25 protein-coding genes are annotated in these 24,985 nt (G+C 52.0%); all 25 read left to right on the top strand.

Annotated elements, in window-relative coordinates; genetic code table 11:
• The first annotated feature begins 2 nt into the window (after nucleotides 1-2).
• The 25 genes from HMPREF9370_RS08580 to HMPREF9370_RS08455 all read left to right on the top strand — a co-directional run bounded on the left by HMPREF9370_RS08580 (nucleotide 3) and on the right by HMPREF9370_RS08455 (nucleotide 24,689).
• Entirely contained in the window at nucleotides 3-542 is a 540-nt protein-coding gene (locus HMPREF9370_RS08580) for a COG4648 family protein (protein ID WP_009117065.1), read from the top strand.
• Between the two features lie 207 nt (nucleotides 543-749).
• Nucleotides 750-1,754, top strand: a complete 1,005-nt coding sequence (locus HMPREF9370_RS08570; protein ID WP_009117063.1) for a Fic family protein — start codon at nucleotides 750-752, stop codon at nucleotides 1,752-1,754.
• A gap of 64 nt (nucleotides 1,755-1,818) precedes the next feature.
• Nucleotides 1,819-3,534: an ApeI family dehydratase gene (locus HMPREF9370_RS08565; protein ID WP_009117062.1), complete on the top strand. Its 1,716-nt coding sequence runs from the start codon at nucleotides 1,819-1,821 to the stop codon at nucleotides 3,532-3,534.
• A 320-nt stretch (nucleotides 3,535-3,854) separates the two neighbouring features.
• Nucleotides 3,855-4,577: a glycosyltransferase family 2 protein gene (locus tag HMPREF9370_RS08560; protein WP_040667086.1), complete on the top strand. Its 723-nt coding sequence runs from the start codon at nucleotides 3,855-3,857 to the stop codon at nucleotides 4,575-4,577.
• A 149-nt stretch (nucleotides 4,578-4,726) separates the two neighbouring features.
• On the top strand, nucleotides 4,727-5,668 hold the full coding sequence (locus HMPREF9370_RS08555) for a lysophospholipid acyltransferase family protein (RefSeq protein ID WP_009117060.1): 942 nt from the start codon (nucleotides 4,727-4,729) through the stop codon (nucleotides 5,666-5,668).
• Nucleotides 5,661-6,098: an acyl-CoA thioesterase gene (locus HMPREF9370_RS08550; protein ID WP_009117059.1), complete on the top strand. Its 438-nt coding sequence runs from the start codon at nucleotides 5,661-5,663 to the stop codon at nucleotides 6,096-6,098. The genes HMPREF9370_RS08555 and HMPREF9370_RS08550 overlap by 8 nt, the downstream gene beginning before the upstream one ends.
• A gap of 28 nt (nucleotides 6,099-6,126) precedes the next feature.
• The gene (locus HMPREF9370_RS08545; RefSeq protein ID WP_009117058.1) at nucleotides 6,127-6,858 is read left to right on the top strand and encodes a nitroreductase family protein; all 732 of its coding nucleotides are present in this window, start codon (nucleotides 6,127-6,129) and stop codon (nucleotides 6,856-6,858) included.
• Nucleotides 6,859-6,874: 16 nt separating this feature from the next.
• A complete protein-coding gene (locus HMPREF9370_RS08540; RefSeq protein WP_040667598.1) occupies nucleotides 6,875-7,468 on the top strand; it encodes a LolA family protein in 594 nt (197 codons plus the stop codon).
• Nucleotides 7,469-7,657: 189 nt separating this feature from the next.
• On the top strand, nucleotides 7,658-8,566 hold the full coding sequence (locus HMPREF9370_RS08535) for a hypothetical protein (protein ID WP_009117056.1): 909 nt from the start codon (nucleotides 7,658-7,660) through the stop codon (nucleotides 8,564-8,566).
• Nucleotides 8,567-8,620: 54 nt separating this feature from the next.
• Nucleotides 8,621-9,784, top strand: coding sequence for a beta-ketoacyl-ACP synthase III (locus tag HMPREF9370_RS08530; protein ID WP_009117055.1), 1,164 nt, complete (start codon nucleotides 8,621-8,623; stop codon nucleotides 9,782-9,784).
• 8 nt (nucleotides 9,785-9,792) lie between these two features.
• Nucleotides 9,793-10,236 carry a DarG family dialkylresorcinol biosynthesis protein gene (locus tag HMPREF9370_RS08525; protein ID WP_050795388.1) on the top strand — a complete coding sequence of 148 codons (444 nt, stop codon included), beginning with the start codon at nucleotides 9,793-9,795 and terminating at the stop codon, nucleotides 10,234-10,236.
• Entirely contained in the window at nucleotides 10,229-11,221 is a 993-nt protein-coding gene (darH, locus tag HMPREF9370_RS08520; RefSeq protein ID WP_009117053.1) for a BtrH-related acyltransferase DarH, read from the top strand. Before HMPREF9370_RS08525 ends, darH begins: the two co-directional genes overlap by 8 nt.
• A gap of 35 nt (nucleotides 11,222-11,256) precedes the next feature.
• The gene (locus tag HMPREF9370_RS08515; RefSeq protein WP_040667085.1) at nucleotides 11,257-11,559 is read left to right on the top strand and encodes a chorismate mutase; all 303 of its coding nucleotides are present in this window, start codon (nucleotides 11,257-11,259) and stop codon (nucleotides 11,557-11,559) included.
• A gap of 119 nt (nucleotides 11,560-11,678) precedes the next feature.
• Nucleotides 11,679-14,072, top strand: coding sequence for an MMPL family transporter (locus HMPREF9370_RS08510; RefSeq protein WP_009117051.1), 2,394 nt, complete (start codon nucleotides 11,679-11,681; stop codon nucleotides 14,070-14,072).
• A 218-nt stretch (nucleotides 14,073-14,290) separates the two neighbouring features.
• Nucleotides 14,291-15,529: an NAD(P)/FAD-dependent oxidoreductase gene (locus tag HMPREF9370_RS08505; protein ID WP_040667593.1), complete on the top strand. Its 1,239-nt coding sequence runs from the start codon at nucleotides 14,291-14,293 to the stop codon at nucleotides 15,527-15,529.
• The gene (locus HMPREF9370_RS08500) at nucleotides 15,489-16,046 is read left to right on the top strand and encodes a hypothetical protein (protein WP_244963444.1); all 558 of its coding nucleotides are present in this window, start codon (nucleotides 15,489-15,491) and stop codon (nucleotides 16,044-16,046) included. Before HMPREF9370_RS08505 ends, HMPREF9370_RS08500 begins: the two co-directional genes overlap by 41 nt.
• Nucleotides 16,047-16,049: 3 nt before the next feature.
• Nucleotides 16,050-17,258, top strand: a complete 1,209-nt coding sequence (locus HMPREF9370_RS08495) for a beta-ketoacyl-ACP synthase (RefSeq protein WP_009117048.1) — start codon at nucleotides 16,050-16,052, stop codon at nucleotides 17,256-17,258.
• An 89-nt stretch (nucleotides 17,259-17,347) separates the two neighbouring features.
• Entirely contained in the window at nucleotides 17,348-19,279 is a 1,932-nt protein-coding gene (locus HMPREF9370_RS08490; RefSeq protein ID WP_009117047.1) for an ATP-binding cassette domain-containing protein, read from the top strand.
• A gap of 2 nt (nucleotides 19,280-19,281) precedes the next feature.
• The gene (locus HMPREF9370_RS08485) at nucleotides 19,282-19,857 is read left to right on the top strand and encodes a hypothetical protein (RefSeq protein ID WP_009117046.1); all 576 of its coding nucleotides are present in this window, start codon (nucleotides 19,282-19,284) and stop codon (nucleotides 19,855-19,857) included.
• 128 nt (nucleotides 19,858-19,985) lie between these two features.
• Nucleotides 19,986-20,600, top strand: coding sequence for a DUF4230 domain-containing protein (locus HMPREF9370_RS08480; RefSeq protein WP_009117045.1), 615 nt, complete (start codon nucleotides 19,986-19,988; stop codon nucleotides 20,598-20,600).
• 29 nt (nucleotides 20,601-20,629) lie between these two features.
• Entirely contained in the window at nucleotides 20,630-21,127 is a 498-nt protein-coding gene (gene tpx / locus HMPREF9370_RS08475) for a thiol peroxidase (RefSeq protein WP_040667083.1), read from the top strand.
• Between the two features lie 334 nt (nucleotides 21,128-21,461).
• Complete coding sequence (prfA, locus tag HMPREF9370_RS08470; RefSeq protein ID WP_009117043.1) at nucleotides 21,462-22,538, top strand: peptide chain release factor 1; 1,077 nt, start codon at nucleotides 21,462-21,464, stop codon at nucleotides 22,536-22,538.
• A 71-nt stretch (nucleotides 22,539-22,609) separates the two neighbouring features.
• Nucleotides 22,610-22,900: a phosphopantetheine-binding protein gene (locus tag HMPREF9370_RS08465; protein WP_009117042.1), complete on the top strand. Its 291-nt coding sequence runs from the start codon at nucleotides 22,610-22,612 to the stop codon at nucleotides 22,898-22,900.
• A complete protein-coding gene (locus tag HMPREF9370_RS08460) occupies nucleotides 22,897-23,961 on the top strand; it encodes a beta-ketoacyl synthase N-terminal-like domain-containing protein (RefSeq protein ID WP_009117041.1) in 1,065 nt (354 codons plus the stop codon). The genes HMPREF9370_RS08465 and HMPREF9370_RS08460 overlap by 4 nt, the downstream gene beginning before the upstream one ends.
• Complete coding sequence (locus HMPREF9370_RS08455) at nucleotides 23,958-24,689, top strand: hypothetical protein (protein ID WP_156792990.1); 732 nt, start codon at nucleotides 23,958-23,960, stop codon at nucleotides 24,687-24,689. Before HMPREF9370_RS08460 ends, HMPREF9370_RS08455 begins: the two co-directional genes overlap by 4 nt.
• Nucleotides 24,690-24,985 lie beyond the last annotated feature (296 nt).

Here is a 24,985-nt window from a genome sequence, read left to right as displayed (position 1 = left end):
ATATGAAAATCATCGGCCAAGTTTTGCTCGCCATAGTCAGTATCGCCTATCCCTTACTGTGGTATTACGGCCGCGAACACGGTGCGTTTTTCTGGCTTGCCGCCGCCATGTGCGCCTTGTGGCTGATACGCGCAGCAATGCAGAAAACCCGCTCCCAGCAAGCCGTTTCCTTGCTGCTTGCCGCCTTTTTTGCCTTAGTGATTGTTTTCAGACGGTCTGATTCCATGTATTGGTATCCCGTGGCCGTAAACTTGTTGATGCTCGCCGTGTTCGGCGCCAGCCTGTTTGCCAAACAAACCCTGATCGAACGCCTCGCCCGCCTGCAAAACCCCGACCTCCCGCCCGAAGGCGTGCGCTATACCCGCCGGGTAACCCAAATCTGGTGCGGCTTTTTTATCTTCAACGCCGCCACCTCCGCGCTGCTGGCATTTTCAGACAGGCATGATTGGTGGGCGCTTTATACGGGCATTTTTTCGTATATCTTGATGGGCGTGCTGTTTGTGGGGGAGTGGGTTTATCGGAAAGTGGTGTTGAAGGTTTGAGGCCGTCTGCAAATTGAATGGCGGGACGGATGTATGAAACCGATATTTTGACTATTTCCGAAGCAGGTTAGCTTTTCAGACGGCCTCTTGAGATAAGGGCGGATAGGCAAGAGATAAGCGATAAAATAAGCGATATAATGAGCGATAAAATAAGCGGTATAATTCAATATTTCAATTTGTGCCGCCTGAATATCAGGAAACACCGCCATGAAGCCGCCTTTCAGTATTACCAATCATATTCTTAACCTGATTGTAGAAATTTCACACATCATAGGCCGCCTGCAATTTCAATACGAACGCAATCTGCATTTGCGTAAAGAAAACCGCATCCGCTCGATTCAATCGTCTTTAGCCATTGAAAACAACTCGTTAACCATAGAACAAGTAACAGACATCATCAACGGCAAGCGGGTGTTGGGTAATCCGAAAGAAATTCAAGAAGTGAAAAATGCCTACGATGCGTATGAAGAAATCCTGAATTTTAACCCGTACAGCATCGGCGATTTTCTTAAGGCGCACGGCTTGCTTACCGAAGGCATTGTCCGCCAAGCAGGTGGTTTTCGGCATAAAGATGTCGGTATTTTTGCCGCCGACGGTACATTGCTGCACATGGGCGCACGACCGCAGTTTGTACCCGATTTGATGGAAAAACTATTTGCATGGGCGGAAACCGACGATACGCCGATGTTGGTAAAAAGTGCCGTAGTGCATTATGAAATCGAAATGATTCATCCGTTTGAAGACGGTAACGGCCGCATAGGCAGATTGTGGCAAAGTGTGATGTTGAGCCGCTGGAATCCCTTATTTGCATGGATTCCCGTAGAAACGATGGTGTACAGCAATCAGCAGGGCTATTACCGCGTTTTGGCCGAGGCTGATAAAGCCAATGATTCAACCGTATTTGTTGAATTTATACTTGATATGGTTCTGCAAACCTTGAAAGCTTACACATTCGATGCAACAAGCGATGTTGCAGATGCCAAAGTCAGCGAAAAAGCCCGCCAAGCCTATCTGCCGATACGCCGCTACCTTGAAGAAAATACAGAAATTTCCAACAGTCGGGCGCAGCAATTGACCGGAAAATCAGCGGCGACTGTTAGAAAATATCTGGCGGAGTTGACCGAAGCCGGGTTGCTGGAAGCGGTGGGAACGGGCAAAGGTAGGGTTTACCGTTTGGCAAAGCCTTTGAAATCGAAACCGCTTGATAACTGATTTAATATAGTTTGAGCCATCGAATCTGCCGCCCGATCATGAATAAAAAACAGTGATTTAAATAATGAATACACTCACTAACATATTGCTTCAAAAAACATTTTCCAATAATTTGATTGCCACCAGCCCCGATTGGACACGCGCCGATTTCAACCGCGCCGTTATCGACCTCTCAGGCCGTCTGAAAACGCAAAACGTGCAAACCGCCGCTTTGTGGTTTGAAGATGCCGCATATTTTGCCTGTGCGGTGTTGGCGGCGTGGCATGCGGGGGTGAGGGTGTTGTTGCTGCCGAATTTGGCGCAGGATAATGTGGATTGGGGCAACACGGCGGATGTGTGGCTGACGGATGCGCCGCATGAAAAAGCGTTTTCAGACGGCCTTAATGCCGATAAGGTTTGCAACATTCCCGCGGTCTTGAGCGGGATGCCGTCTGAAATGGCGATGCCGGATAATCTGCTGATTCCTGCGGATGCCGAGGCCTGTCTGAAAACATCCGGCTCGACCGGCGGCGCACAGGTGGTGGTAAAAACGGCGGGGCAGATGGAGGCGGAGGCTTTGGTTTTGGCGGAAGTTGTGCCGTTTCGGCAGGACGGGTTAACCGTAGTCGGCAGCGTCAGTCCGCAGCATATGTATGGTTTTACCTTCCGCTTCGCGCTCGCGCTTACAATGGGCTGGACGATAGACCGCCTGCAAAATGTGTATCCCGAAACCTTGCTGGCTGCTACGGTGGCGCACGCGCAATCGGTGTGGATTGCCAGCCCGGCGGTGTTGAACCGTTTGGGCGAAGCGCGCAACTGGCAGGCTGTGGGCGGCAAAGTGGCGGGGATTGTGTCGGCGGGCGGTGCGTTGCCGGAAGCGACCGCCGATTTGCTTGAAAAACATGCCGTTCGGCCTTTTGAAATTTACGGCAGCACCGAAACCGGCGTGATTGCGTCGCGCCGACAGCGCCGCGAGTGGCAGCCCTTTGCCGCAGTGGAAATCGGGCAAGACGAAGACGGCGCGTTGTGGGCGCAATCGCCGTGGACAAACGGCCGCTTCCAAACCGCCGATATGGTGGAAATGCAGCCCGAAGGCTTTTTACTGCTTGGCCGGAAAGACCGGATTATCAAATTTGAGGACAAACGCGTGTCACTAAACCAAATCGAACACGACCTGTTGGCGCATGAATGGATAGCCGATGCCTATTGCGCCCAGCACCCGCAGCATAAACGCCCCGCCGTGTGGGCGGCGTTGAATTCAGACGGCATCCAAGCCTTGCAGGAACAGGGGCGGGCGGCGGTGGCGGCGGCATTGAAAAAACATCTTGCCGCAACGCAAGACACAGTGGCTTTGCCGCGCTACTGGCGTTTCACCGACGCCTTGCCGCGCAATGCCCAATCCAAAATCACCGCCGCCGATTTTCAGACGGCCTTTACCGAAGCACAAACCGCCCCGCAATGGCAGCCATGCCTGTCTGAAAATGCAGAAACTCACCGCTTTCAAGGCCGCGTGCCGCTGGACTTGGTGTATTTCGGCGGACACTTCGCCAATTTCCCGCTGGTGCCCGGCGTGATTGAACTGCAATGGGTGCGCGATTTAGCCGAACGGTTCGACTGGGGGCGGCAAAGCGTTGTGAGCGTGGAAAATCTGAAATACCAGCAATTCCTGTGCCCGCATCATGAAGTGTTTGCAGAGCTGAAATACGATGCGGATAAAAATAAGCTGACGTTTAAGCTGGAAAATCATGAAGCGGTGTGCGCTTCGGGGCGGATTGTGTTTGGGGCGTTTGAGGCCGTCTGAAAAAATGCTTTGCCGACTACGGGTTATTTTGTAGGGGCGGATTGCATATCCGCCCGCTGTGTAAATTCCAACAACAGCAGGTGTAGGTCGGATTCTTGAATCCGACAAATTTAAGGTTGTAGGTGCTTAACCTGAGATATTTATTTTACTTTTTAAAACAACAAACTAAAATGCGGATTGAGTGGTTTTGAATGCAACCTTATTTAAATCATGCCGGTTTCAGACAGGCAGGGCATTGATATTGCGGATTATGCCTGTCTGAAAAATACCTGTCTTAATTAATTAATTAACTAATGTATATAGTGCCATCTTACCTGTTTATGAAAACCCTAGCCCTAATCCCCCACTACAACCACCCGACCACCATCACCCAAGTTGCCCAAGCTATGCGCGGGTTTGGTTTGGATGTGCTGATTGTGGACGACGGTTCGCGGGCGGACTGCAAACCGATATTGGACGCTTTGGCGGCGCAGGACGGCATTGATGTTGTGTACCGCTTGGTCAACGGCGGTAAAGGCGCGGCGGTGAAAGCCGGGTTGAAATACGCCGAAGAGCAGGGCTATACCCATGTTTTGCAGGTGGATGCCGATGCGCAGCATTGTTTGGACGACACGGCCAAGATGTTGGAAGCGGCGCAGGCAAACCCCGAAGCCGTGGTGTGCGGCTGGCCGCAATACGGCAGCGATGCGCCTAAATCGCGGCTTTACGGGCGTAAAATCACCGATTTTTGGAATATGGTGCACACGTTTTCCACCGATATAAAAGACGGTATGTGCGGCTTCCGCCTTTATCCGCTCGCGCCCGCGCTGGCCGTGGTGCGTGAAGAACGGGTGGGCGACCGCATGGATTTCGACACGGAAATTCTTATCCGCCTGTATTGGCGCGGCGTGAAACCGGTGTGGATTAAAACGCCGGTGAAATACGAAGCCGGCGGCGTGTCGCATTTCCGCGCGTTTGACGATAATGTGCTGATCAGCAAAATGCACGCAAGGCTGTTTTGCGAGATGGTGTATAAGCGTTTGAGCGGGCAATGGAAAAAATGATAATCTGTTGTTGCCGATAGTATGCCTGTCTGAAAGTGTGCTGAGAATTTAACCATTTGTTCAGCAACAAATATTCTTATATCCAAGCTTGGCTTAAGTATAACGAACCGATTGGTTCATTAATTGATTGAAATGCCTGTCTGAAAAACATGACCGACACCCGAAATTCCGAACATTGGGCCGCTCAAAGCGAACGCGGCAACCGCCTGTTTTTGGGCATTACCACCTTGATGGTGAAATATCTGCCTGCGTTTCTGATGAAGCCGTGCATCTGGTTTGTGGTGCTGTATTTTTATTTGACCGCGCCCAAACAGCGGCGCAATATTGCCCGCTATCAGGCGCGTTTGCAGGCGGTTTTTCCGCAAACCGCGTTGCCTGAAACTTGGCCGGTATTCAAGCAGTTCGTGGCGTTTGGCGAGGCGGTGTGCGACCGCTTTGCCGTGTGGCAGCGCAAAATCCGTTATGAAGATTTGGTGTTGGAAGATCCCGACGACGTGTATGCCGAAATCGGCAACCGCAACCAGCGCGGGCAAATTTTCGTGTGTTCGCATTTCGGTAATGTGGAAGTGTGCCGCGCGCTGGTGTCGCATCACAAAGGCTTCCGGCTTAATGTGTTGGTACACAGCCGCCATGCACAGGTATTTAACGAGGCTTTGAATAAGGCGGGAGCGGATAAAATCCAGCTGATTCAGGTAACGGATTTGGATGCTTCGCTGATGATGGAACTGAATAAACGGATTGATGCGGGCGAATGGCTGGCGATTGCGGCAGACCGTGTGCCGGTGCGCGGTGAAAAAACCGTAGCGGTGGATTTTTTGGGCGCGCAAGCCGATATGCCGCAAGGTGCGTGGCTGCTGGCGGCTTTGTTGAAAACGCGCGTAAACACCTTATTCTGCATCAAGCAAAACGGCCGTTATCATTTGAAACTGCGCCGCTTTTTAGATACGGCGGATTGGAAACGCGGCAAACGCAATGAGGAAGTTGCCGCTGCGGCGCAGCAGTTTGCCGATGCGCTGGCGCGGGAATGCGCGCAAAATCCTTTGCAATGGTTTAATTTTTACGATTTTTGGAAAGACGAAACGCATGGCTAAACATGTTTACTGCCGCCACAGCACGGAAATGGAAGTGCCGTTTTTCGATGTCGATGCCATGCACATTGTGTGGCACGGGCATTATGTGAAATATTTGGAAGTGGCGCGGTGCGCATTTTTAAATGAAATTTCCTATGATTACAATGAGATGAAGCGGCAAGGTTTTAGCTGGCCGGTGGTGCAGCTCAATCTGAAATATGTGAAGCCTGCTGTGTTCGGCCAGAAAGTGCGGGTGGATTTGGCCGTGGTAGAAATCGAAAGCTGCCTGCGCATTGATTATACGATTGTGGATGCAGAAAACGGTAAGAAATTAACCAAAGCCAGCACCACTCAAGTAGCTGTGTCGCTTGAAAGCGGTGAAATGCAGTTTCAAACGCCGGATAGCTGGTTGAAAGCCGTTCGGGAACATCATAGTTTTCAGGCTGCCTAATAAGGCGTGTTTGTTATGCACGGGAATTATGATGATGCTTGCCGATATGTTGAACCACCGTCGTTCCGTGCGGCATTATGATGCGGATAAAAAACTCGACAGCGAAAAAGTGCGCGCTTGCCTGAAGTTGGCGCAGCTTGCGCCGAGCAGCTCCAATATGCAGCTTTACGAGTTTTACCACATAACCGACCCCACAACGCTCAAAAAGCTTGGCGTTGCTTGTTTGAGCCAAAGTGCGGCAACAACGGCAACGCAAATGGTGGCGTTCGTAACCCGACAGGATTTATACCGCGAACGCGCGCAGACCATGTTGGATTTCGAACGGGGCAATTTGAGACGCAACAGTCCGCCCGAAAAAGTGCCGGGCCGTTTGAAAAGATGGGAAGGTTATTATGGCAAGCTGATGCCGTTTGTCTATGCACGCTTTTTCGGTCTGCTCGGCGCGTTGCGCAAAATGATTGTTTACGGCATAGGCCTGTTCCGCCCGATTGTGATGGAAGTTTCCGAAGCGGATATGCGCGTGGTGGTTCATAAAAGCTGCGGCTTGGCAGCGCAAACCTTTATGCTGGCAATGGCCGAACAAGGCTACGATACCTGCCCGCTGGAAGGCTTGGATAGCCGTATGGTCAAGCGCATTCTCAACTTGCCGCGTGGTACGGAAGTCAATATGATTGTGGCCTGCGGCATCCGCAAAGAAGGTAAAGGCATCTGGGGCGAACGCTTCCGCCTACCGTTTGAAGATGTTTACCGTGAAATTTGATGTGATAAGGAAAGTGATGAAAAAGCTGATACTTGCTTCTGCGTTTACCCTGTTTAGCCCGCTGCTTTGGGCGTTTTCCACTGCCGAGCTTTCCCAAACCCTGCAAAAGCCGAATAATGTGCAGGGCGCGTTTACCCAGCAGCGTTATCTCAAATCGCTCAACAAACCGATGGTAACCAGCGGCCAGTTTGTGCTGGTGCCGAAAAACGGCCTGCTGTGGCATATGCAAAAGCCGTTCGATAACCGCCTGCGCGTGCGTTCAGACGGCATCATGCAGTGGAACGGCCAGCAATGGACCACCGCTAACCCGAGCAAAATGAGCGGTCAGGCGCAACAAATCCGCCTGTTTCTTGATTTGCTGGGAGGTAACACGCAAGGCTTGGAAAAGCAATTCAATCTGCAACTCTCCGGTACGCAGCAAAAATGGACGCTGCGTTTAAACCCTAAAACATCTTTGATGAAGCAGGTTTTCAACCATATCGACATCAGCGGCGACACTGTTGTGCGCCGCATTGAATTAAATGAAAAACAGGGCGACCGCACGGTGATGCAGTTTAACCAAATTCAGACAGGCAAGGAGCTGGATGCGTTTGCCAAGCAGGCTTTGTGATCATTAGTAGCAAAAGATATGATGCCTGTCTGAAAACCCGTTTCTGCGAGGAAACGGGTTTTTGTAAGGACTGTGAAAACAAGCTTCTTTACTCTAGCCCTAAGAGGGGGGAGGTGTTTTTTTACATTGCTATAAAAGATGCTGCTTTGTTAAAATTTGCCAAATTAATTTATCTGTTTCGGGGGAATTGTGAAAAATGTTTTAGTGGTGTATTACTCGCAAACCGGCCAGCTGCGCGAATTGGCGGTAAATTTTACCAAGCCCCTGCAGCAAGCCGGTGTAGCGGTGGATATGCTGGCAATTCAGCCCGATAAGCCGTATCCTTTTCCATGGCCGTTTTGGCGTTTTTTCAATACATTTCCCGAAACCGTTCATTTGAAGCCTCAGCCGATTGCTGCGCCTGAATTTTCACGCAGCCGTTATGATGCGGTGGTGTTGGCTTATACCGTGTGGTTTTTGTCGCCGGCGCAGCCGATTACCGCTTTTTTACAACATCCCGCTGCAAAAGCGGTTTTGCGCGATACGCCGGTTGTTACCTTAATCGGTTGCCGCAATATGTGGCTGATGGCGCAGGAAACCGTTAAAAAGCTGTTGGCAGATGCAGGTGCGAAACTAGTGGGTAATATTGTGAAAATCGACGCATGCAGCAGCGCGGCCAGTTTTATCACTACGCCTGCGTGGATGCTGAGCGGCAAAAAGCAGCTTTTCCCATGGCTGCCGTCGGCAGGTATCTGCCAAGACGAATTGCAGGACGCAGCGCGTTTCGGACGTCGTTTGGCAGAGGCCTTGCAAAACGATGAAGCTTTAGACGGCGGCTTGTTCCGCGGTATGGGAGCGGTGAAAGTGGACGAAAAGCTGATGATGAGCGAAAAAGTGGGCAAGCGCAGCTTTTTTATTTGGGGCAAGCTTGTGATGGCGGTGGGGCGCGTGTCGAAGCGGGCGCGCTATGCCGTGCTGGCGTTTTATGTCGTGTTTCTGATTGGCATGATTTTAACGGTGGTGCCGCTCAGTGCGGTGTTGAAGCGGCTGTTGGCGCCGCTGATGCAGGAAAAGCTGGCCAGACAGCGGGCTTATTTCAGCGGGCCTTCAGGGGAATAATGCCTGTCTGAAAACCGTTTGCGGCCAAAATTAATAGTGAATCAACCGAATTAAATGGAAAACCAACAATTACTGGATGTCTATCTCAACCGGGTATCGGCTTTTCTGCCCAATGCCCCCGTTTCTAATGATGAAATGGAGGCCGTGTTGGGCATGGCGGGCGATGTGCCTTCGCGTGTACGCAAAATGATTTTGCGCTCCAACGGCATTGAGAGCCGCTATTATGCGATAGACCCGGTAACCGGCCGGGCGACCCACAGCGGCACGGAGCTTGCTGCCGAGGCGGTGAAGCGCCTGTTTGAGCAAGGCGTGGACAAACACGAAATAGGCTGCTTGACCTGCGGAACCTCTTATCCCGATCAGATTATGCCGGGGCAGGGCGTGATGCTGCACGGTTTGCTCGAAGGCGCGCCTGCTTATGAAGTGGTAACCACGGCAGGCGTGTGTGCGGCAGGAATGGCGGCGATGAAATATGCTTACAACAGCGTGCGTACAGGCGAGCACCAGCATGCGGTGGTGGCTGCTTCGGAAGCGGCTTCAGCCATTATGCGCGGTGACGTGTTTAAAAGCGAAGTGGCGCAAAAAGCGCTGGAGCAGGCCAGGCCGGAAATCGGTTTTGAGAAAGACTTTCTGCGCTGGATGCTTTCCGACGGTGCAGGCGCGGCCTATTTGAGCAACCGCCCCAACCCGCAAGGCTTGAGCTTTAAAATCCGCTTTATCGAGCTGGTTTCCTATGCACATGAAATGCCTGTTTGCATGTATGCCGGTGCAGAACTGGTTGAGAGCGAATTCAGAGGCTTCAAAACATTTGATGCGGCTTACCGCGAAGCGCACAGCGTGATGGCGGTGAAGCAGGATGTGAAACTCTTAAACGACAATATCGTCCATTACACAGTAGAAAAGCCGATTGTGCGCATTATGGAAAAATACGGGCTGGCCGCCGATGAGATTGATTGGTTTCTGCCACATTATTCTTCGTGCTTTTTCCGCGACAAAGTGGCTGCCGGGCTGGAGAAGGCGGGTTTTCCTATCGCTTTGGAAAAATGGTTTACCAACCTGCCCCGTAAAGGCAACACGGGTTCGGCTTCGATTTATATTATCCTTGAAGAATTCATGCGCACGTTTGATGTGTCGCACGGGCAGAAAGTATTGTGTTTCGTGCCGGAAAGCGGGCGCTTTTCTTCCTGCTTTATGCTGCTGGAGGCAGTGAAGACATAGGAGGCATGATGAAGATAGACGACATTCCGCAAGACGACAGCAAAACCTACCACGGCCACCGTAAAGTGATTTACGGCACGCGCAACGGGCATTACGAAGCCGCCACCAGCACAGGCTGGCAGGATGAAGCTTATGCCACCGAGCAGGCGGTGGCCGATTTGGACGAACAAACCGAGCAGGCGCGGCGGGCGGTGCTGAATGGCGAACGCTCGCCGCTTTATTATTATATGTACCGCTACCGTCACGACGAAGCCAGTTTGGCGCAGGTAACAGGCTTGTGGCGCTGGCAGGTGCGCCGCCATTTCCGCCCCGAGGTATTTGCTAAATTGCCGCTAAAAACGCTGGAAAAATATGCACAAGCGTTTCAGACAGGCATAGATGATTTGCGCCGTCCTTTTGAAAACAATGCCTGTCTGAAAAACCACCCGAGCGGTAAACACAATCATGACTGAATTTTCACACCAGCACACCGCCCATTGCGAAAGCGGCGTGATGTCCACCTTACTTAAACACCACGGCTGCGATTTGAACGAAGCCATGGTGTTCGGGCTGGCGCACGGGCTGACCTTTATCTATATGCCGATAGTGAAGCTTTCCGGCATGCCGTTGATTTCTTACCGGATTGCGCCAAGAGGCATTATCCGCAACATATGCAAAGTGTTGGGCATCAAGCTCAAGCTGCAAAAATTCTCATCGCCCGAAGCCGGGCAGGCGGCATTGGACGCTGCCGTGGCGCAAGGCAAACTGGTCGGCTTGCAGACTTCCGTGTTCTGGCTGCCTTATTTCCCGCCGGAAATGCGCTTTCATTTCAACGCGCACAATCTCTTGGTGTACGGCAAAGAAGGCGGCGACTATTTGGTAAGCGATCCGGTGTTCGAGAGTATGCAGCGTTGCGCTGCGGAAGACTTGCAGCGTGCCCGCTTCGCCAAAGGCGCGCTGGCTGCCAAAGGCTTGATGTATTACATCGACACCCGGGCTTCGGATAAGCAGATTAACGAATGCCTGTCTGAAAAAATTCAGGCAGCCATCCGCAAAAATGCCAAGCAAATGCTGGCGCCCGTGTTTTTCGTAGGCGTAAAAGGCATACGCACGTTGGCGAAAAAAATAGAAAGCCTGCCCAAAAGCGGCAAAAGCGCCAAATATCAGAAACTTTACCTCGGCCATATCGTGCGCATGCAGGAAGAAATCGGCACCGGCGGCGCCGGCTTCCGCTACCTTTACGCTTATTTTCTTGAACAGGCTGCCGAAATCTGCGGCAACCCGGCTCTGCGGGCCGCTTCGCAGCAAATGACCGACATCGGCGACAACTGGCGCCAGTTTGCCAGCATGTGCGTGCGCCAGTGTAAAAAGCCGACCGAGCAAGGCTGCCGCGAGATTGCCGACTTTTTGCGCGGCATCGCCAATCAGGAAGAAGCTTTGTGGCGGAGTTTGCGCTGAATAAAATGATTGGAAAATATGATAAGGAAACTATTATGACTATGCCGGAAACCTTGAATGAAGTCCGTCGAGTAATTGACGATTTGGATGGAGAAATTATTCAATTGTTGGCTCGACGGCAAAAATTGGTGGAGCAGGCAGGGCGTTTAAAACCGCATAACGATGCTCGGGCCGTTGCTGCGCCGGAACGTGTTGCGCAAGTTATTGAAGCGCGCCGTGTGCAAGCCATTTCCGAAGGATTGTCCCCCGAGGTTGCGGAGGCCGTTTGGCGCGCGATGATAGATGCTTTTATTAATTTGGAAATTGAATTTAATAAAGCCGGATCGTTGCATGATTAAATTATCGCATGATATGTATTGGAAGAAATGTTCAGAGGCGGCAGGTAGATAACAAGTGCTCGGTTTTTTTAAGGTAAATCAGACTATAAACATTTCAGAAACTCCTATCCGGACGGATTATGATGCGCATCTCTATATTCAAACATCTTAAACGAGGCTGTCTGAACATTACGCCTCAAAGGCTTTACACGGCCTTCATCCTGCTGGTTTCCGCTTTTCTGATTTATCAGTTTGCCGCCAAAAACTGGCTGCAAACCGATTTGACCGCGCTGTTGCCGCAAGAGCGGCAGCCGGATATTTTGCTTCAGCTTGCCGATGCGGAAAACGAAAAGCAGGTAAATGCGCAAGTGGTTTTGCTGGCGGGCAGCAGCGATGCGGAAAAAGCTTTTCAGACAGGCATGGAGATCGCCGGGCTGTGGCGGCAGAGCGGTGTGTTTGCCGAAGTGGACAGCAGCATTTCACCCGATTTGGAACGTGTGCGCGAGGATATTCGGCGCTTGGGTGTGGCTGTGATGCCGTTTGAGCAGCGGCAATTGCTGTTTGAGCAGCCGGTGAAGTATTTCCAGGAGCGCGCGGAAGCGGCGGTAAACCCGTTTGCCGCGCCGTCGCCTTTGCCGCTGGATCAGGATTGGTTGGGTGTCGGCCGCTTTGTATCCGAGCGCGCCCGCCCGCAAAGCCGCTTGCAGTGGAATGCCGATAACGGCATGTTGTTCACCGAAGACGAAAGCGGCAAAACTTGGGTGTGGCTGCGCGGCAAGCTGCCCGATGTCAACAATATCGCCAACGGCAGCGATGAGCTGCTGCCACTTTTGCAAAAAAGCCGCGAGCTGGCGGCGGCAAACGGTGCGGAAACGCTGAGCGCGGGCGGCGCGGTGTTCGCAGCAGCGGCAAAAGCACAGGCGCAGCGGGAAAGCCGCATGATGAGCGCAACCGGCCTGCTGCTTACGTTTGCACTACTCTTGTGGGTGTTCCGTTCTGCGCGGGTATTCTGGCTGGCTTTGCCGCTGGCAGCCGGGATGCTTACGGGCTTGGCTGCCGCGTTGCTGGTGTTTGGCCAAGTGCATATTCTGACGATTGTGATCGGCACCAGCTTGGTCGGTGTGTTGGTGGATTTCCCGCTGCATTGGCTTGCGCCTTCGGTGTTCCGCCGCTACGAAGGCAAATATGCCGCGCTTTCAGACAGCCTTTCGTGGGAGGCCAAACCCGCAATGCGCCATGTGATGCCGACTTTTGCCATCAGCTTGCTGATTACGGTTTTGGGCTATGCGTTTTTATGGTTTACGCCGCTGCCCGTGCTGCGCCAAACGGCGGTGTTTTCCGGTTTTGCTTTGCTGGGCGCTTTTGGAGCGACTGTGTTGTGGCTGCCGGCCGTGTTTGCGCGTTATCAGGCTAAAAACGTACCGTTTGCGGGCTGGATGGCGCGTTTGTATGTGGTGTCCGGCAAGGTGAAACTGCGCCTGCATCGCCGCGGCTGGTGGATTGTGGGCGGTATCTTTCTGGCTGTGGGCTTGTGGCGCAGCGACTGGCGCGACGATATACGCCAATGGGTCAATATGCCGCCCGAGTTGTTGGCCGAAGCGCAGCAAATCGGCAAGCTTTCAGGTGCTGATTTCGGCGGGCAATATCTGGTGGTGGAAGCGGAAAACGAAGATGCGCTGCTGCGCAAAAACGCGGAAATACACCGCTTGCTGCGGCCTTTGATTGCGCAGCAAAAGCTGGTGGGAATTCAGTCGCTCGACCAATGGTTGCTGTCTGTTTCCGAACAGAAAAAGCTGCAAAACCGCCTGCGTGAGTTGGCGAGATTGCCTGATGCCTGGCAGGCTATGCGCGAAATCGGCGTGCCGCGCAACACCATGCGTGATGCTCTAAATGAAGCCGCCGGCGCACCGGCGCTGACTTTGTCGGAAGGCTTGAAACTGGAAATGGCCGAAGCTTGGCGCCCTCTGTATTTGGGTGAAGCAGCGCCGGGCAGGTTTGCTTCGGTGATCCGCTTAAACGGTTTGACCGATGCCGCTGCCGTTCAGACAGGCATTCAAGGCTTGGCGGGTGTGCATTGGGCGGACAAGCGCGCGCATTTGAACCAATTGTTTCAGGAAACCCGCAACCATACCGCTTGGCTGAAGTTGGCGTCTTATGCGCTGGCACTGGTTTTGTTGTGGTATATGTTCGGCATGCGGCGCGGCGTCAAAATTCTGGCCGTACCTTTGGCTGCTGCGGTGGGTACTGTGGCCGTGTTGGGTTGGGCGGGTGTGCCGGTGAGCCTGTTTGCTATGTTCGGCCTGCTGCTGGTGTCGGCCATCGGTGTGGACTACACGGTGTATGCCGTTACCGCCAAACACACCGCGCCCGCGCGCCTCGGCGGTATGCTGTTGGCAGCCTTGACCACCGGTATTTCCTTTATCCTGCTCGGTACGAGCAGCACCCCGGCCGTGGCTGCTTTCGGCATTACGGTGGCGGTGGGCGTGCTGTTGAATCTGTGGCTATCGGCTTGGTTGTTGAAGGAAGAGGGGTAAAGGGCATTGGGCAGAGGAAGCTGCCGTACCCGTTAATGTTCGGATAGACCGCAGGGTGTTGGTTTTTAAAGTTTGTTTGCTATAACAAAATGCCTGTCTGAAATATTAAATTTCGTGGCGACACAGGTTGATTACAACATTATGTTGAGCAGAATAAGATAATGGCTGTTGCACACAGCCAATATGGAATAAATATTCAAATTGAAGAAAGCAAAAAAATGACCCATCAATTCGACGTTGCTATTATCGGAGCCGGCCCTTCGGGCTCCATCGCTTCTGCGTTGCTGAATAAAAAAGGTTTCAAAGTATGCGTGTTGGAAAAGCAGCATTTCCCGCGCTTTGTGATTGGCGAGAGCTTGCTACCGCACTGCATGGAAATGATTGAAGAAGCAGGGTTTTTGGAAGCGGTGGAAGCGGAGCCTTCGTTTCAGTTTAAAAACGGTGCCGCCTTCACTTGGGGCAGCCGCTATACTTATTTTGACTTCACCGATAAATTTTCCCCCGGGCCGGGCACCACATTCCAAGTGCGCCGCGCTTTGTTTGACAAGATTTTGATAGACGAGGCAGCCAAGCAGGGCGTTGAAGTGCGCTTCGGGCACGGTGTAACCGCGTTTGAAGAGCGGGAAGACGATGCCTGTCTGAAAGTGGAAACCGACACGGGCGAGGCTTATGAACTGAGCGCGAAATTTGTGTTGGATGCCAGCGGCTACGGCCGTGTGCTACCGCGTTTGCTGGGTTTGGAAACCCCTTCCGACCTGCCGCCGCGCATCGCGCACTTTACCCACATCCAAGACAACATTTCCAGCCCCAAATTCGACCGCGACAAAATTCTGATTACCACCCACCCGCAGCACCGCGACGTATGGCTGTGGACGATTCCGTTTGCCGACAACCATTGTTCCATCGGCGTGGTCGGCTCGACCGACAAGCTTGCCGGCGATTCGGAAACCGTGCTGAAAAAATTCGCCCTCGAATGCCCGATGTTGGCGGAAATTCTGGCCGATGCGCAATGGGAAAACGAATTTCCGTTCCGCAGCATCCAAGGTTATTCGGCCAATGTGAAAACTTTATACGGCAAGCGCTTTGCCTTGCTCGGCAATGCTTCGGAGTTTCTGGATCCGGTGTTTTCTTCCGGTGTTACCATCGCCATGCATTCGGCCAAACTGGCCGCAGACCTGCTTGCCAAACAGTTCAACGGCGAAGCGGTGGATTGGCAGAGCGAATACGCCGATACGCTGATGCCGGGCGTGGACACTTTCCGCACCTATGTCAACGGCTGGTACGATACGCGCTTCCAAAATGCGATTTATGCCGCCGACCGCAGCCCCGAAATCAACCGCATGATTGCTTCTATTTTGGCGGGTTACGCATGGGATACGAAAAACCCGTTTGTTGAAAAACATGCCAAGCGGCTGGATGCGTTGGCCGCCGTGGTGGGCAATGTGCCGCTGGTTTGATGCCTGTCTGAAAGCGATGGAAATGAAAAAATACAGTGTTCTTTTATGCGCCGCCCTGCTGCTTGCCGCCTGCACCTCGGGCTTGCCCAAGCCGGCACGCATACCGCAGATGCAGAATAACAGCGCCTGGTTTCAAGTAGAGCAGCGGGATGCTGCCGGTAACATTATCCAAACCAGCCTGCTGGCGGTCGAGCAAAGCGGCGAAGAAGTGCGTTTTGTGCAAACCAATCCGCTGGGCGCGCCGGTTGCGCGGCAGGTTTTAAGTAAGAAAGGCTGGCATAATGACGGCTTTGTGATGCCGAATGCCGCTTCCCGCCGCCTGTTTGGCGCCATGTTGCCGCTGTTTTCCGATAATGACGCAGCGGTTTACCCGCAATTGCAGCGTCAAGCCACTACCGGCGGCGAATGTTACAAACAGCGCGCCAAAACATTGTGGTGCACCGTAACCACAGACCGGGGCTGGCTGATTGACTTTCCCGGCCAAACGCAATGGTCGCTGTTTCCGATTCAGGAATAATTTATGAATACCACACCGGTTTATTTGTCTGCCCCCGCATTAACCAGCGCATTGGGCGACGGCCTGCAAGCGCATATTGATGCTTTGCTCAACCCTTCCGAAACTTCGCCGCTGACCTTTTCGCAAGAATGGGTTAAAGGCAAAAGCTTTGCTTTCGGCGCGGTAAATACCGAGCTACGCGCCTTTAATGAATGCCTGTCTGAAACTTTGCGCAGCCGTACAAACCAGCTTTTATGGCATGCATTGGCGCAAATCGAGCCGCAGATAGAAGCGGCCAAAGCGCGTTTCGGCCCGGCTAGGATAGCGGTGGTGATGGGCACATCCACCAGTGGTGTGGACGAAAATATCGCTATGTTTGAACAAGCGGCCAAAGGCGCCGACTGGAAAACGCTCACTTTCAAGCAGGCACAGCAGCTCATGGGCGAGCCTGCCGAATTTGTGGCCGAGGCTTATGGATTAAGCAACCTGAATTATGTAGTATCCACTGCCTGCACTTCCGGCTCGCGCGCTTTAATCAGCGCCGCCCGCTTGTTGCGCGCCGGTTTGTGCGATGCCGTGATCTGTGGCGGCGTGGATACGCTTTCCCCGTTAACCATCAATGGCTTTGCCTCGCTGGAAGTGTTGTCCAATGGTTTGGCCAACCCGTTTTCCGTCAACCGGAACGGTATCAATATCGGCGAAGCCGCCGCAGCTTTCGTGATGACGCGCGAAGCCGGTTTTTGCGAAAGCCTGCCCTTGCTCGGCTATGGCGCGAGCAGCGACGCTTATCATATGTCGTCGCCCCGGCCGGACGGATTGGGCGCGATTCAAGCTTTTAAAGCTGCTTTGAAACATGCAAACGTGAGCGCGGAAGAAGTCGGCTGGATTAATCTGCACGGCACCGGCACGCAACACAACGACAGCATGGAAAGCATCGCCGTGGCAGAAGTGTTCGGCCTCGACACACCCTGCACTTCAACCAAACCCGATACCGGGCACACTTTAGGCGCGGCGGGCGCAATCGAAGCCGCGTTTTTATGGGGCATGATCCACAGAAACCATAATCCCGAAGGCCGCCTGCCGCCTCAGCGGTGGGACGGTATCGCAGACCAAGCCTTGCCGAGAATCGGTTTGACTCATGCCGAAAGCCGTTGGCCGCATGAGCGCAGAATCGGCGCCAGCTCATCATTTGCATTCGGCGGCAGCAATACTGTTTTGGTAATCGGCGAATAAACATGATGCCTGTCTGAACCTATTTTCAGACAGGCATCATGCTTTAAATAAGGTAAAATAACGGCCTTCCGCCCTGCAAATTAACATTCATGATCGAACTCAAAAAACTTACCCTTCAGCGCGGCTTAAAAGTGCTGCTCAACCAGGCTAATCTCACCATCAACCCCAACCAACGCGTCGGCTTAATCGGCAAAAACGGCACCGGCAAATCGAGCCTGTTTGCCTTGATTAAAGGCGAAATCACACAGGATGCGGGCGACGTGCTGATTCCCAAGCATTGGAAAATGGCGGCGGTGGCGCAGGAAACGCCCGCGTTGGATACTTCGGCTTTGGACTACGTTTTGCAGGGCGATAAAGAGCTGCAAGATTTTCAGACAGGCCTCCAACAAGCCGAAGCACAAAACGACGGCATCAAAATCGCCGAATGGCACGCCAAGCTCGAAGAAATCGATGCCTACACCGCGCCCGCTCGTGCGGCAAAATTGTTAAGCGGATTGGGTTTCGCTCAGGAAGAACACGGCAAGCCCGTGAAAGCCTTTTCCGGCGGCTGGCGTATGCGTTTGAATCTGGCCCAAGCCCTGATGTGCCGTGCCGATTTGCTGCTGCTCGACGAACCGACCAACCACTTGGATCTCGAAACCGTGCTGTGGTTGGAAAATCATCTCGCAAGTCTGCCGTGCACCCAAATCATCATTTCGCACGACCGCGATTTTCTGAATGCCACTACCACGCAAACCGTTGAATTATCGAATCAGAAACTTACCCAATACGGCGGCAACTACGATTTTTACCAAACCGAACGCGCCCAACGTTTGGCGCAACAGCAGGCCGCGTATGTGAAACAGCAAGCGCAGATCAAGCATTTGCAATCGTTTATCGACCGCTTCAAAGCCAAAGCCACCAAAGCCACGCAAGCGCAAAGCCGCATGAAAGCGTTGGCCAAACTGGAGCGCATCGCCCCCGCGCATCTCGACAGCGAATTTTCCTTTGAATTCGAAACGCCCGCACACTTGCCCAACCCTTTGTTAAAAATGGATAGAGCCGATTTGGGCTACGGCGATACGGTAGTGCTGCACGACATCACTTTATCGCTGGAAAGCGGCGCACGCTACGGATTGCTGGGTGTGAACGGCAGCGGAAAATCCACCTTTATCAAAGCCTTGGCCGGAGAATTGGCTTTATTGTCCGGCCAGATAGTGAAATCCGAAAAGCTCAACATCGGCTATTTCGCCCAGCATCAGCTTGACACCTTGCGCGACGACCAAAGCCCCGTTTGGCACATCCAGCAACTTTCGCCTGATGTGCGCGAGCAGGAAATCCGCAATTTTCTCGGCGGCTTCAACTTTGTCGGCGATATGGCTTTGCAGAAAATAGAACCTTTTTCAGGCGGCGAAAAAGCGCGGCTGGCGTTGGCGATGATTGTGTGGCAAAAGCCCAATCTGCTGCTGCTCGACGAACCGACCAACCATCTCGATTTGGATATGCGCCACGCGCTTACCGTGGCATTGCAGAGCTTTCAGGGAGCATTGATCGTCGTGTCGCACGACCGCAGCCTGCTCGAAGCCACCACAGATAGTTTTTTGCTGATTGACAAAGGCTGTCTGAAAAGCTTCGACGGCGATTTGGAAGACTACCGCCAGTGGCGTTTGGCGCAGGATAATGCCGCTGCTGCACCAGCCGCATCAGCGCAAACCCAGAGCCGTAAGGATACCAAGCGTCTTGAAGCACAAATCAGGCAGGAAAAAGCCAAACGCAGCAAACCGATACAGCAAAAAATCGATAAAGCCGAAAAAGAGATGGCCGGATTAGGCATACAACAGGCAGAATTTGAAGCATTTTTGGCACATGAAGATGCCTATTTAGAGGAAAATAAAGTAAAACTCCAACAAACACTTACCGACTTGGCGGCGGTCAAAGTAAAATTATCCGAATTGGAAGAAAATTGGTTGATGTGGCAGGAAGAATTGGAGCAGATTAATCAAGAAATCGAGGCCGCATTCAGCGAACAATCACATGGATAAGTATGGGAAAAATGAAAACGTTTTTTAAACATTCAGCTTTGATGTTGGGCTTAACAGTTGCTTGGACGGCTCAGGTTCAGGCGGGCCCGATTTACGAATGCAACGGTGTTTACACCGATAAACCGAGCCCGGAATGCCGCAGCCGCGGCAAGGCGGATTTGCCGGCAATCGGCAATTACACCTCGGCTGCGCCGAAACTGGTTTACAGTGCACCGACCGCACCGGTGGCGAATCAGCTGTCCGCTCAGCAGGTCAAACGCACCGTAGCCAAAGCGCAGCTACCGGTGCGTCAGCCAAATATCCAGCAGGCTGCTTATAAAGCGCCGCAAGCGATGAACACGCCGGCAGTCGTTTCTACTTCACCCAAACCCGGCGGTAACAGCGGCAGACGTTCGATTTTGGAGCAGGAGCTTCATAATGAGCGAAAAGCTTTGGCGCAGGCGCAGGCGGATTTGATACGCGCGCGCGCCGTGAAAAACGGCACAATCAACCAACAGCAAATCAGCAGTCTGCAAAGCCATGTGCTTGACCGTCAGCAGAATATCCAGGCCTTGCAGCGTGAGTTGGGCAGAATGTAAGCGCATTGTCGGGCTTTACCATATGCAATATGCCTGTCTGAAAATAAGGTGTACAATAGGTGCCTTGTTTTCAGACAGGCATCACTTTTTTGAAAGCCCGATTAAGCCATTGATTCATTAGAAAACCTATGAAAAAACTTTTTTATTTTTTGCTGATTCCCGCTTTGGTTTGCGCCGGTGCTTTTGTCATGTATCTGTATATGCAGCAAAAGCCCGAAGCGCCGAAAAACGTGCACAACCCGATTAGTCGTGAGAGTATCATTGTTCAAATTCAAAAGCTAAACCGTTTGGAAAGCACGGCGTTTTATATCGACACCATCATCAAAACCGAGAAACAGGGCAATTGGTATCTGCTTTGGCAGGATGCGCAAACCGGCCTGTTTATGGCCAAAGGCCGTGTGTTGGCAGGGGTGGATTTAGACAAATTGAAACCTGAAAACGTGCAGGTAATCGACGGCAAAGCCATTATCAGCTTGCCGCCGGTGGAAATTTTGAGCGTGAACGTGGATAATCTGGATGTGTATGACATCAAAACCGGCTCGCTGGGCATTACGCCGATAGACAAATCCGTGTTCCAAGAAGTGCAGAGCAAAGCCAGAACGCAGATTCTCGAAAGCGCCTGCCGCGCCGATATTCTGAAGCATGCACAAGCGCAGGCGCAGGCGCAGCTGGAAACTTTATTTGCCTTAACGCAAACGAAAGTATCGGTTTATCCCGCCGCATTGCCTGTGTGCAAAGCATAATCGTCAATCATTTAAAAAGGAAGAACACTATGGCGCAAGTAACTTTTCGAGGTACCCCGGTGGAAGTGGCAGGCTTTCTGCCTCAAGTGGGCGATGCCGCTCCTGACTTCGTGCTCGCTGCTGCGGATTTATCCGACAAGAAACTGGCGGATTTTTCCGGTAAACGGAAAATTCTGAATATTTTTCCCAGCGTGGATACAGGCGTGTGTGCCCAATCGGTGCGCAAGTTCAACGAAGCGGCAGCAGGTTTGCCGAATACCGTTGTATTATGTATTTCAGCTGATCTGCCGTTTGCACAGTCGCGTTTCTGTGGTGCGGAAGGCATTGAGAATGTAACGATGCTGTCTTCTTTCCGCAGCGATTTCGCTCAAAAATACGGTGTTGAGATTACCTCCGGAGCAGTGGCCGGCTTGGCATCAAGAGCCGTTGTGGTATTGGATGAAAACAACCGTGTGCTGCACAGCCAGCTGGTGGCAGAAATCGCTGAAGAGCCGGATTATCAAGCAGCATTGGTTGCCGTGCGTTAAATCAACAATGAAACAAAGCTGCACGCCGAATGAGGCGTGCAGCTTTGTTTTGTAACGGGAGCACTAATTAAGCGTTTGATATGTGTTATAATTTCAGCGATCCAATAAACGGTTTCAGACAGGCAGAAATTTGTACAAAACTGCTATTTGCAGCGCATTTTTGTGTTGTGCGCGGTTGCGCTTTGAACTGCATCCGCATTCGATAGCCTTGCCAAGGTTTCAAGTTTCATAAGCTTTAATGCCTGTCTGAAAACAATCTAAGATGATTCTGCGGAATCGTCTTTTTTCGTACACAATTAAATCACCGCCAAGGCAGCGGAGCAAATACACATAAATGAAACCTTCGATTTTAGAAAAACTGCAACAATTGGCAGACCGTTTGGAAGAAGTTACCCAGCTTTTGGGTGCGCCCGAATCTACTGCCGACATGGATAACTACCGCAAACTCAATAAAGAACATGCCGAACTCACACCGATAGTGGAGGTGTTTCGGCAATATCGTCAAGCGCAAAACGATTTGGCGGATGCCGAAGAAATGCTGTCTGACCCTGATATGAAAGACTTTGCCGCGGAGGAAATCGAAGCGGCTAAAACCAAAATCGAAACATTGGATTTGGCGCTGCAAAAGCTGCTGCTACCCAAAGATGCGGATGATGATAAAAACATCTTTATCGAAGTGCGCGCCGGCACAGGCGGCGATGAAGCTGCTTTGTTTGCCGGCGATTTGCTGCGTATGTATACCCGCTATGCCGAACGCAACAACTGGCAGGTAGAAATCGTGTCTGCCAATGAAAGCGATTTGGGCGGCTATAAAGAAGTGATTGCCCGCATCATCGGATTGGGCGCATACAGCAAGCTCAAATTCGAGAGCGGCGGTCACCGCGTGCAGCGCGTTCCGGCAACCGAAAGCCAAGGCCGTATCCACACATCGGCCTGCACTGTGGCCGTGATGCCCGAAGCGGATGAATTGGAAGAAATCGAGCTGAATCCGGCCGATTTGCGTATCGACACTTTCCGCGCCTCTGGCGCAGGCGGCCAGCACATCAATAAAACCGATTCGGCTGTGCGCATCACGCATCTGCCTACCGGTATGGTTGTAGAGTGTCAAGACGGGCGTTCGCAACATGCCAACAAAGCGCAGGCGATGAAAGTTTTGGCGGCGCGTCTGAACGATATGCAAAAGCGCGAAGCGCAGGCCAAAGAGGCTGCCGAACGCAAAACCCTGATCGGCAGCGGCGATCGCAGCGAACGCATCCGCACCTACAATTATCCGCAAGGCCGTGTGTCCGACCACCGCATCAACCTAACGCTGCACAAGCTGGATTTTATTATGGACGGTGATTTGGACGAACTCACCGGCGCATTGATTGCCGAGCATCAGGCAGAGCTGCTGGCAAGCATGGGCGATTAAGCAGATATTGCAGCCGATGCCTGTCTGAAAAAGCTTTTACCAAGCACAAACAGATTTGAAAAGAACCATTCATGTCTTACACCTTTACCCTCGAACCCGGCCTGCTTGAAGCCGAATTAAAAAAACTGATTCTTGCGGAAGCCGACAAAGAAGATGAAATTGTCATGGCCGATTTTACCGATGATGCGGTTTTGTTCGGCGATGAAAGCCCGATCGGCTTGGATTCGCTTGACGCTCTGCAAATAGCGGTGGCTTTGCAGCAATATTTCCGAGTGCGTTTGCAAGGAGACAGAATGGTGCGCAAGCATATGGCGGATGTGCGCAGCTTGGCAGCTTTTGTGCGTAAGGAGCATGGCGCATGAGCTATCTTGCCGGGATAAGCATGCAATGTGCGCAAGGATCGGGCAGCGGTGCTCGCATAGCATTGGCTGATTCACAACCACCTGCAAAAATCGCTTTTGACTTTCTAAACCAGCCGCAACAAGCGGCTTATTTTCGTGCATTTGATAATGAGCGGTTGGATGAAACCGCTTTATTCAGTCTGCTGGAACAATATTTGCTGGAGGCTGCCGAAGACGCGGGCTGGGGAGGAGAAGCATTATCCGATACGCCGGTGTTTATCGGCTCCACTTCTTACCTGCTTCCTTATTACGAAATTCATTATCTGGCGCAGCAGCAACCATTCGGGAAATACAGCCTGCATCAATTTTCCGACCATCTTAAGCAAAGTTACGGAAATCATCAGGTTTATTGCTTTGCTACAGCCTGCACTTCTTCCGGCCACGCGCTGATGCAGGCTCATGCCATGTTGGAAAGTGGGCTGATAGAACGTGCGTTGGTTGTGGGTTTTGAAACTTTCAACCTGCTTACGTTAATGCATTTCCACAGTCTCGGTTTGCTGGCAGAGCAATGTGTCCCGTTTGGCGGAGATGGCTTTGTGTTGGGTGAGGGCATCGCGTGTTTGGCTTTATTAAAAGAGAAGCCGGATTGCGAAAAACAATTTCGCTTGGTTTCCGCCTCAGCAAATACCGGCGCTGCCAGCCCTGTTGAAACCGATAGTGAAAGCTTAAGCAAAGTTATGCGGCATGCTTTGCAGCAGGCAGGTGTGGCTGCGGATGATGTGTGCATGGTTAAAGCCCATGCTGTTGGCACCGGTGCTACTGATGAAGCAGAAGCCGATGCTTTGCAAAGCGTATTTGGGCGGCAAGTGCCGCTGGCAGCATTTAAACCTTTAATCGGGCATACTCAAGGTGCCAGCGCGGCGTTGGAAACGGTATTGCTTTATCAGGCTTTATTACAAGGCAGCTTGGAAGGCGGGGTGGCTTTACAGGGGAGTTGCCCGCTCGGTGCGGGCTTTTATATGGCAAACTTTTTCGGCTTCGGCAGTAGCAATATGGCGTTTGTATGGGAGTGGCTGAAATGACGCATCAAGTTTATATTCGGACTGCTGCAGTTTTTAACGGTTCCGGCAAAGACAATGCCTGTCTGAAACGCCATTTGAAAACACAATATCATTTAGACGCTCGCCGCTTCAGCCGCCTAACGCTGTTAACTTTAGCCGGCAGCTTGCAATTAAGCCAACAGCAGCTCCCAAAAGATACGGCGGTGTATTGGGGCGGAACATTCAGCTCGCCTTCGGTTTTTAATGAAATGATGGGTAATGTGTTTCAACAGCAGATTGCAAAACCTTTTGATTTTCTTGCCAACCTCCACAATGCCCCGGCATTCCATACCGCCGCCGCTTTGGGCTTGAACGGAGTAACCATATTCCAGTCTGTCGGCATCGAACCGGAATCATGGGGTAAGCCTTTACTGCTGGCGGCAAACCATGTGCGGCAAAACGGCGGTTCGGCTTTAGCGGGCTGGAGCCACGAAGCTGAGGAAGGAAACGGTGAGCGGGAAGGCTGCTGTTGTGTGTATTTAAGCAGTGAGAGCAGCACGGATGATGAACCACAAATCATCATTCGCCACGCGGAGCAGGGTACGGCAGCGTGGCGGCCGGCGTGCAGTGGTTTGATGGATGCTGTTTCGGAATGGTTTGATTGTTTGGCGGAAAAAAATAATAGAATCAGGATTGCTGTGGGTGGAAATATTGTGCTGGAGCTACAAAGTTTCGGCGGATTGAAGCTGCTTGCATCAACAGAGCTGTGAGCTTACATAGGTTTAGAAGCTGTAATAAATGCCTGTCTGAAAAATAGTTTCAGACAGGCATTTATTGTGCCAACTTAACTGGGATTTTATTAATTAAACCACTTACATAGTAACAGCACCGTCGTCGTACTCGGACTTACCCTGAACTGAGCATCTTGAGTCCCAATAACATTGTGAGATACTCGAATCTAGCCTGAATACGCCATTATTAGGCAAAAAAAGAAGCGCTTTCAAACGAGGAAAGCGCCTAAACAGAGAGAATACACAATGATAACAACAAAAGAACTTTATACCTG

Source organism: Neisseria wadsworthii 9715 (genome assembly GCF_000227765.1).
Classification (GTDB): Bacteria; Pseudomonadota; Gammaproteobacteria; order Burkholderiales; family Neisseriaceae; genus Neisseria; species Neisseria wadsworthii.
This window is presented reverse-complemented; position numbering and strand designations above follow the sequence as displayed.

Excerpts from the sequence above, each read along its gene's own strand:
- HMPREF9370_RS08550 (WP_009117059.1), top strand. The coding sequence starts at position 5,661 with ATGGCTAAACATGTTTACTGCCGCCACAGCACGGAAATGGAAGTGCCG.
- HMPREF9370_RS08490 (WP_009117047.1), top strand. The coding sequence starts at position 17,348 with ATGATCGAACTCAAAAAACTTACCCTTCAGCGCGGCTTAAAAGTGCTG.
- HMPREF9370_RS08505 (WP_040667593.1), top strand. The coding sequence starts at position 14,291 with ATGACCCATCAATTCGACGTTGCTATTATCGGAGCCGGCCCTTCGGGC.
- HMPREF9370_RS08555 (WP_009117060.1), top strand. The coding sequence starts at position 4,727 with ATGACCGACACCCGAAATTCCGAACATTGGGCCGCTCAAAGCGAACGC.
- prfA (WP_009117043.1), top strand. The coding sequence starts at position 21,462 with ATGAAACCTTCGATTTTAGAAAAACTGCAACAATTGGCAGACCGTTTG.
- darH (WP_009117053.1), top strand. The coding sequence starts at position 10,229 with ATGACTGAATTTTCACACCAGCACACCGCCCATTGCGAAAGCGGCGTG.
- HMPREF9370_RS08480 (WP_009117045.1), top strand. The coding sequence starts at position 19,986 with ATGAAAAAACTTTTTTATTTTTTGCTGATTCCCGCTTTGGTTTGCGCC.
- HMPREF9370_RS08465 (WP_009117042.1), top strand. The coding sequence starts at position 22,610 with ATGTCTTACACCTTTACCCTCGAACCCGGCCTGCTTGAAGCCGAATTA.
- HMPREF9370_RS08515 (WP_040667085.1), top strand. The coding sequence starts at position 11,257 with ATGACTATGCCGGAAACCTTGAATGAAGTCCGTCGAGTAATTGACGAT.
- HMPREF9370_RS08565 (WP_009117062.1), top strand. The coding sequence starts at position 1,819 with ATGAATACACTCACTAACATATTGCTTCAAAAAACATTTTCCAATAAT.
- HMPREF9370_RS08580 (WP_009117065.1), top strand. The coding sequence starts at position 3 with ATGAAAATCATCGGCCAAGTTTTGCTCGCCATAGTCAGTATCGCCTAT.
- HMPREF9370_RS08460 (WP_009117041.1), top strand. The coding sequence starts at position 22,897 with ATGAGCTATCTTGCCGGGATAAGCATGCAATGTGCGCAAGGATCGGGC.
- HMPREF9370_RS08495 (WP_009117048.1), top strand. The coding sequence starts at position 16,050 with ATGAATACCACACCGGTTTATTTGTCTGCCCCCGCATTAACCAGCGCA.
- HMPREF9370_RS08570 (WP_009117063.1), top strand. The coding sequence starts at position 750 with ATGAAGCCGCCTTTCAGTATTACCAATCATATTCTTAACCTGATTGTA.
- HMPREF9370_RS08545 (WP_009117058.1), top strand. The coding sequence starts at position 6,127 with ATGATGATGCTTGCCGATATGTTGAACCACCGTCGTTCCGTGCGGCAT.
- HMPREF9370_RS08540 (WP_040667598.1), top strand. The coding sequence starts at position 6,875 with ATGAAAAAGCTGATACTTGCTTCTGCGTTTACCCTGTTTAGCCCGCTG.
- HMPREF9370_RS08485 (WP_009117046.1), top strand. The coding sequence starts at position 19,282 with ATGGGAAAAATGAAAACGTTTTTTAAACATTCAGCTTTGATGTTGGGC.
- tpx (WP_040667083.1), top strand. The coding sequence starts at position 20,630 with ATGGCGCAAGTAACTTTTCGAGGTACCCCGGTGGAAGTGGCAGGCTTT.
- HMPREF9370_RS08560 (WP_040667086.1), top strand. The coding sequence starts at position 3,855 with ATGAAAACCCTAGCCCTAATCCCCCACTACAACCACCCGACCACCATC.
- HMPREF9370_RS08530 (WP_009117055.1), top strand. The coding sequence starts at position 8,621 with ATGGAAAACCAACAATTACTGGATGTCTATCTCAACCGGGTATCGGCT.
- HMPREF9370_RS08500 (WP_244963444.1), top strand. The coding sequence starts at position 15,489 with ATGCGTTGGCCGCCGTGGTGGGCAATGTGCCGCTGGTTTGATGCCTGT.
- HMPREF9370_RS08455 (WP_156792990.1), top strand. The coding sequence starts at position 23,958 with ATGACGCATCAAGTTTATATTCGGACTGCTGCAGTTTTTAACGGTTCC.
- HMPREF9370_RS08525 (WP_050795388.1), top strand. The coding sequence starts at position 9,793 with ATGAAGATAGACGACATTCCGCAAGACGACAGCAAAACCTACCACGGC.
- HMPREF9370_RS08510 (WP_009117051.1), top strand. The coding sequence starts at position 11,679 with ATGATGCGCATCTCTATATTCAAACATCTTAAACGAGGCTGTCTGAAC.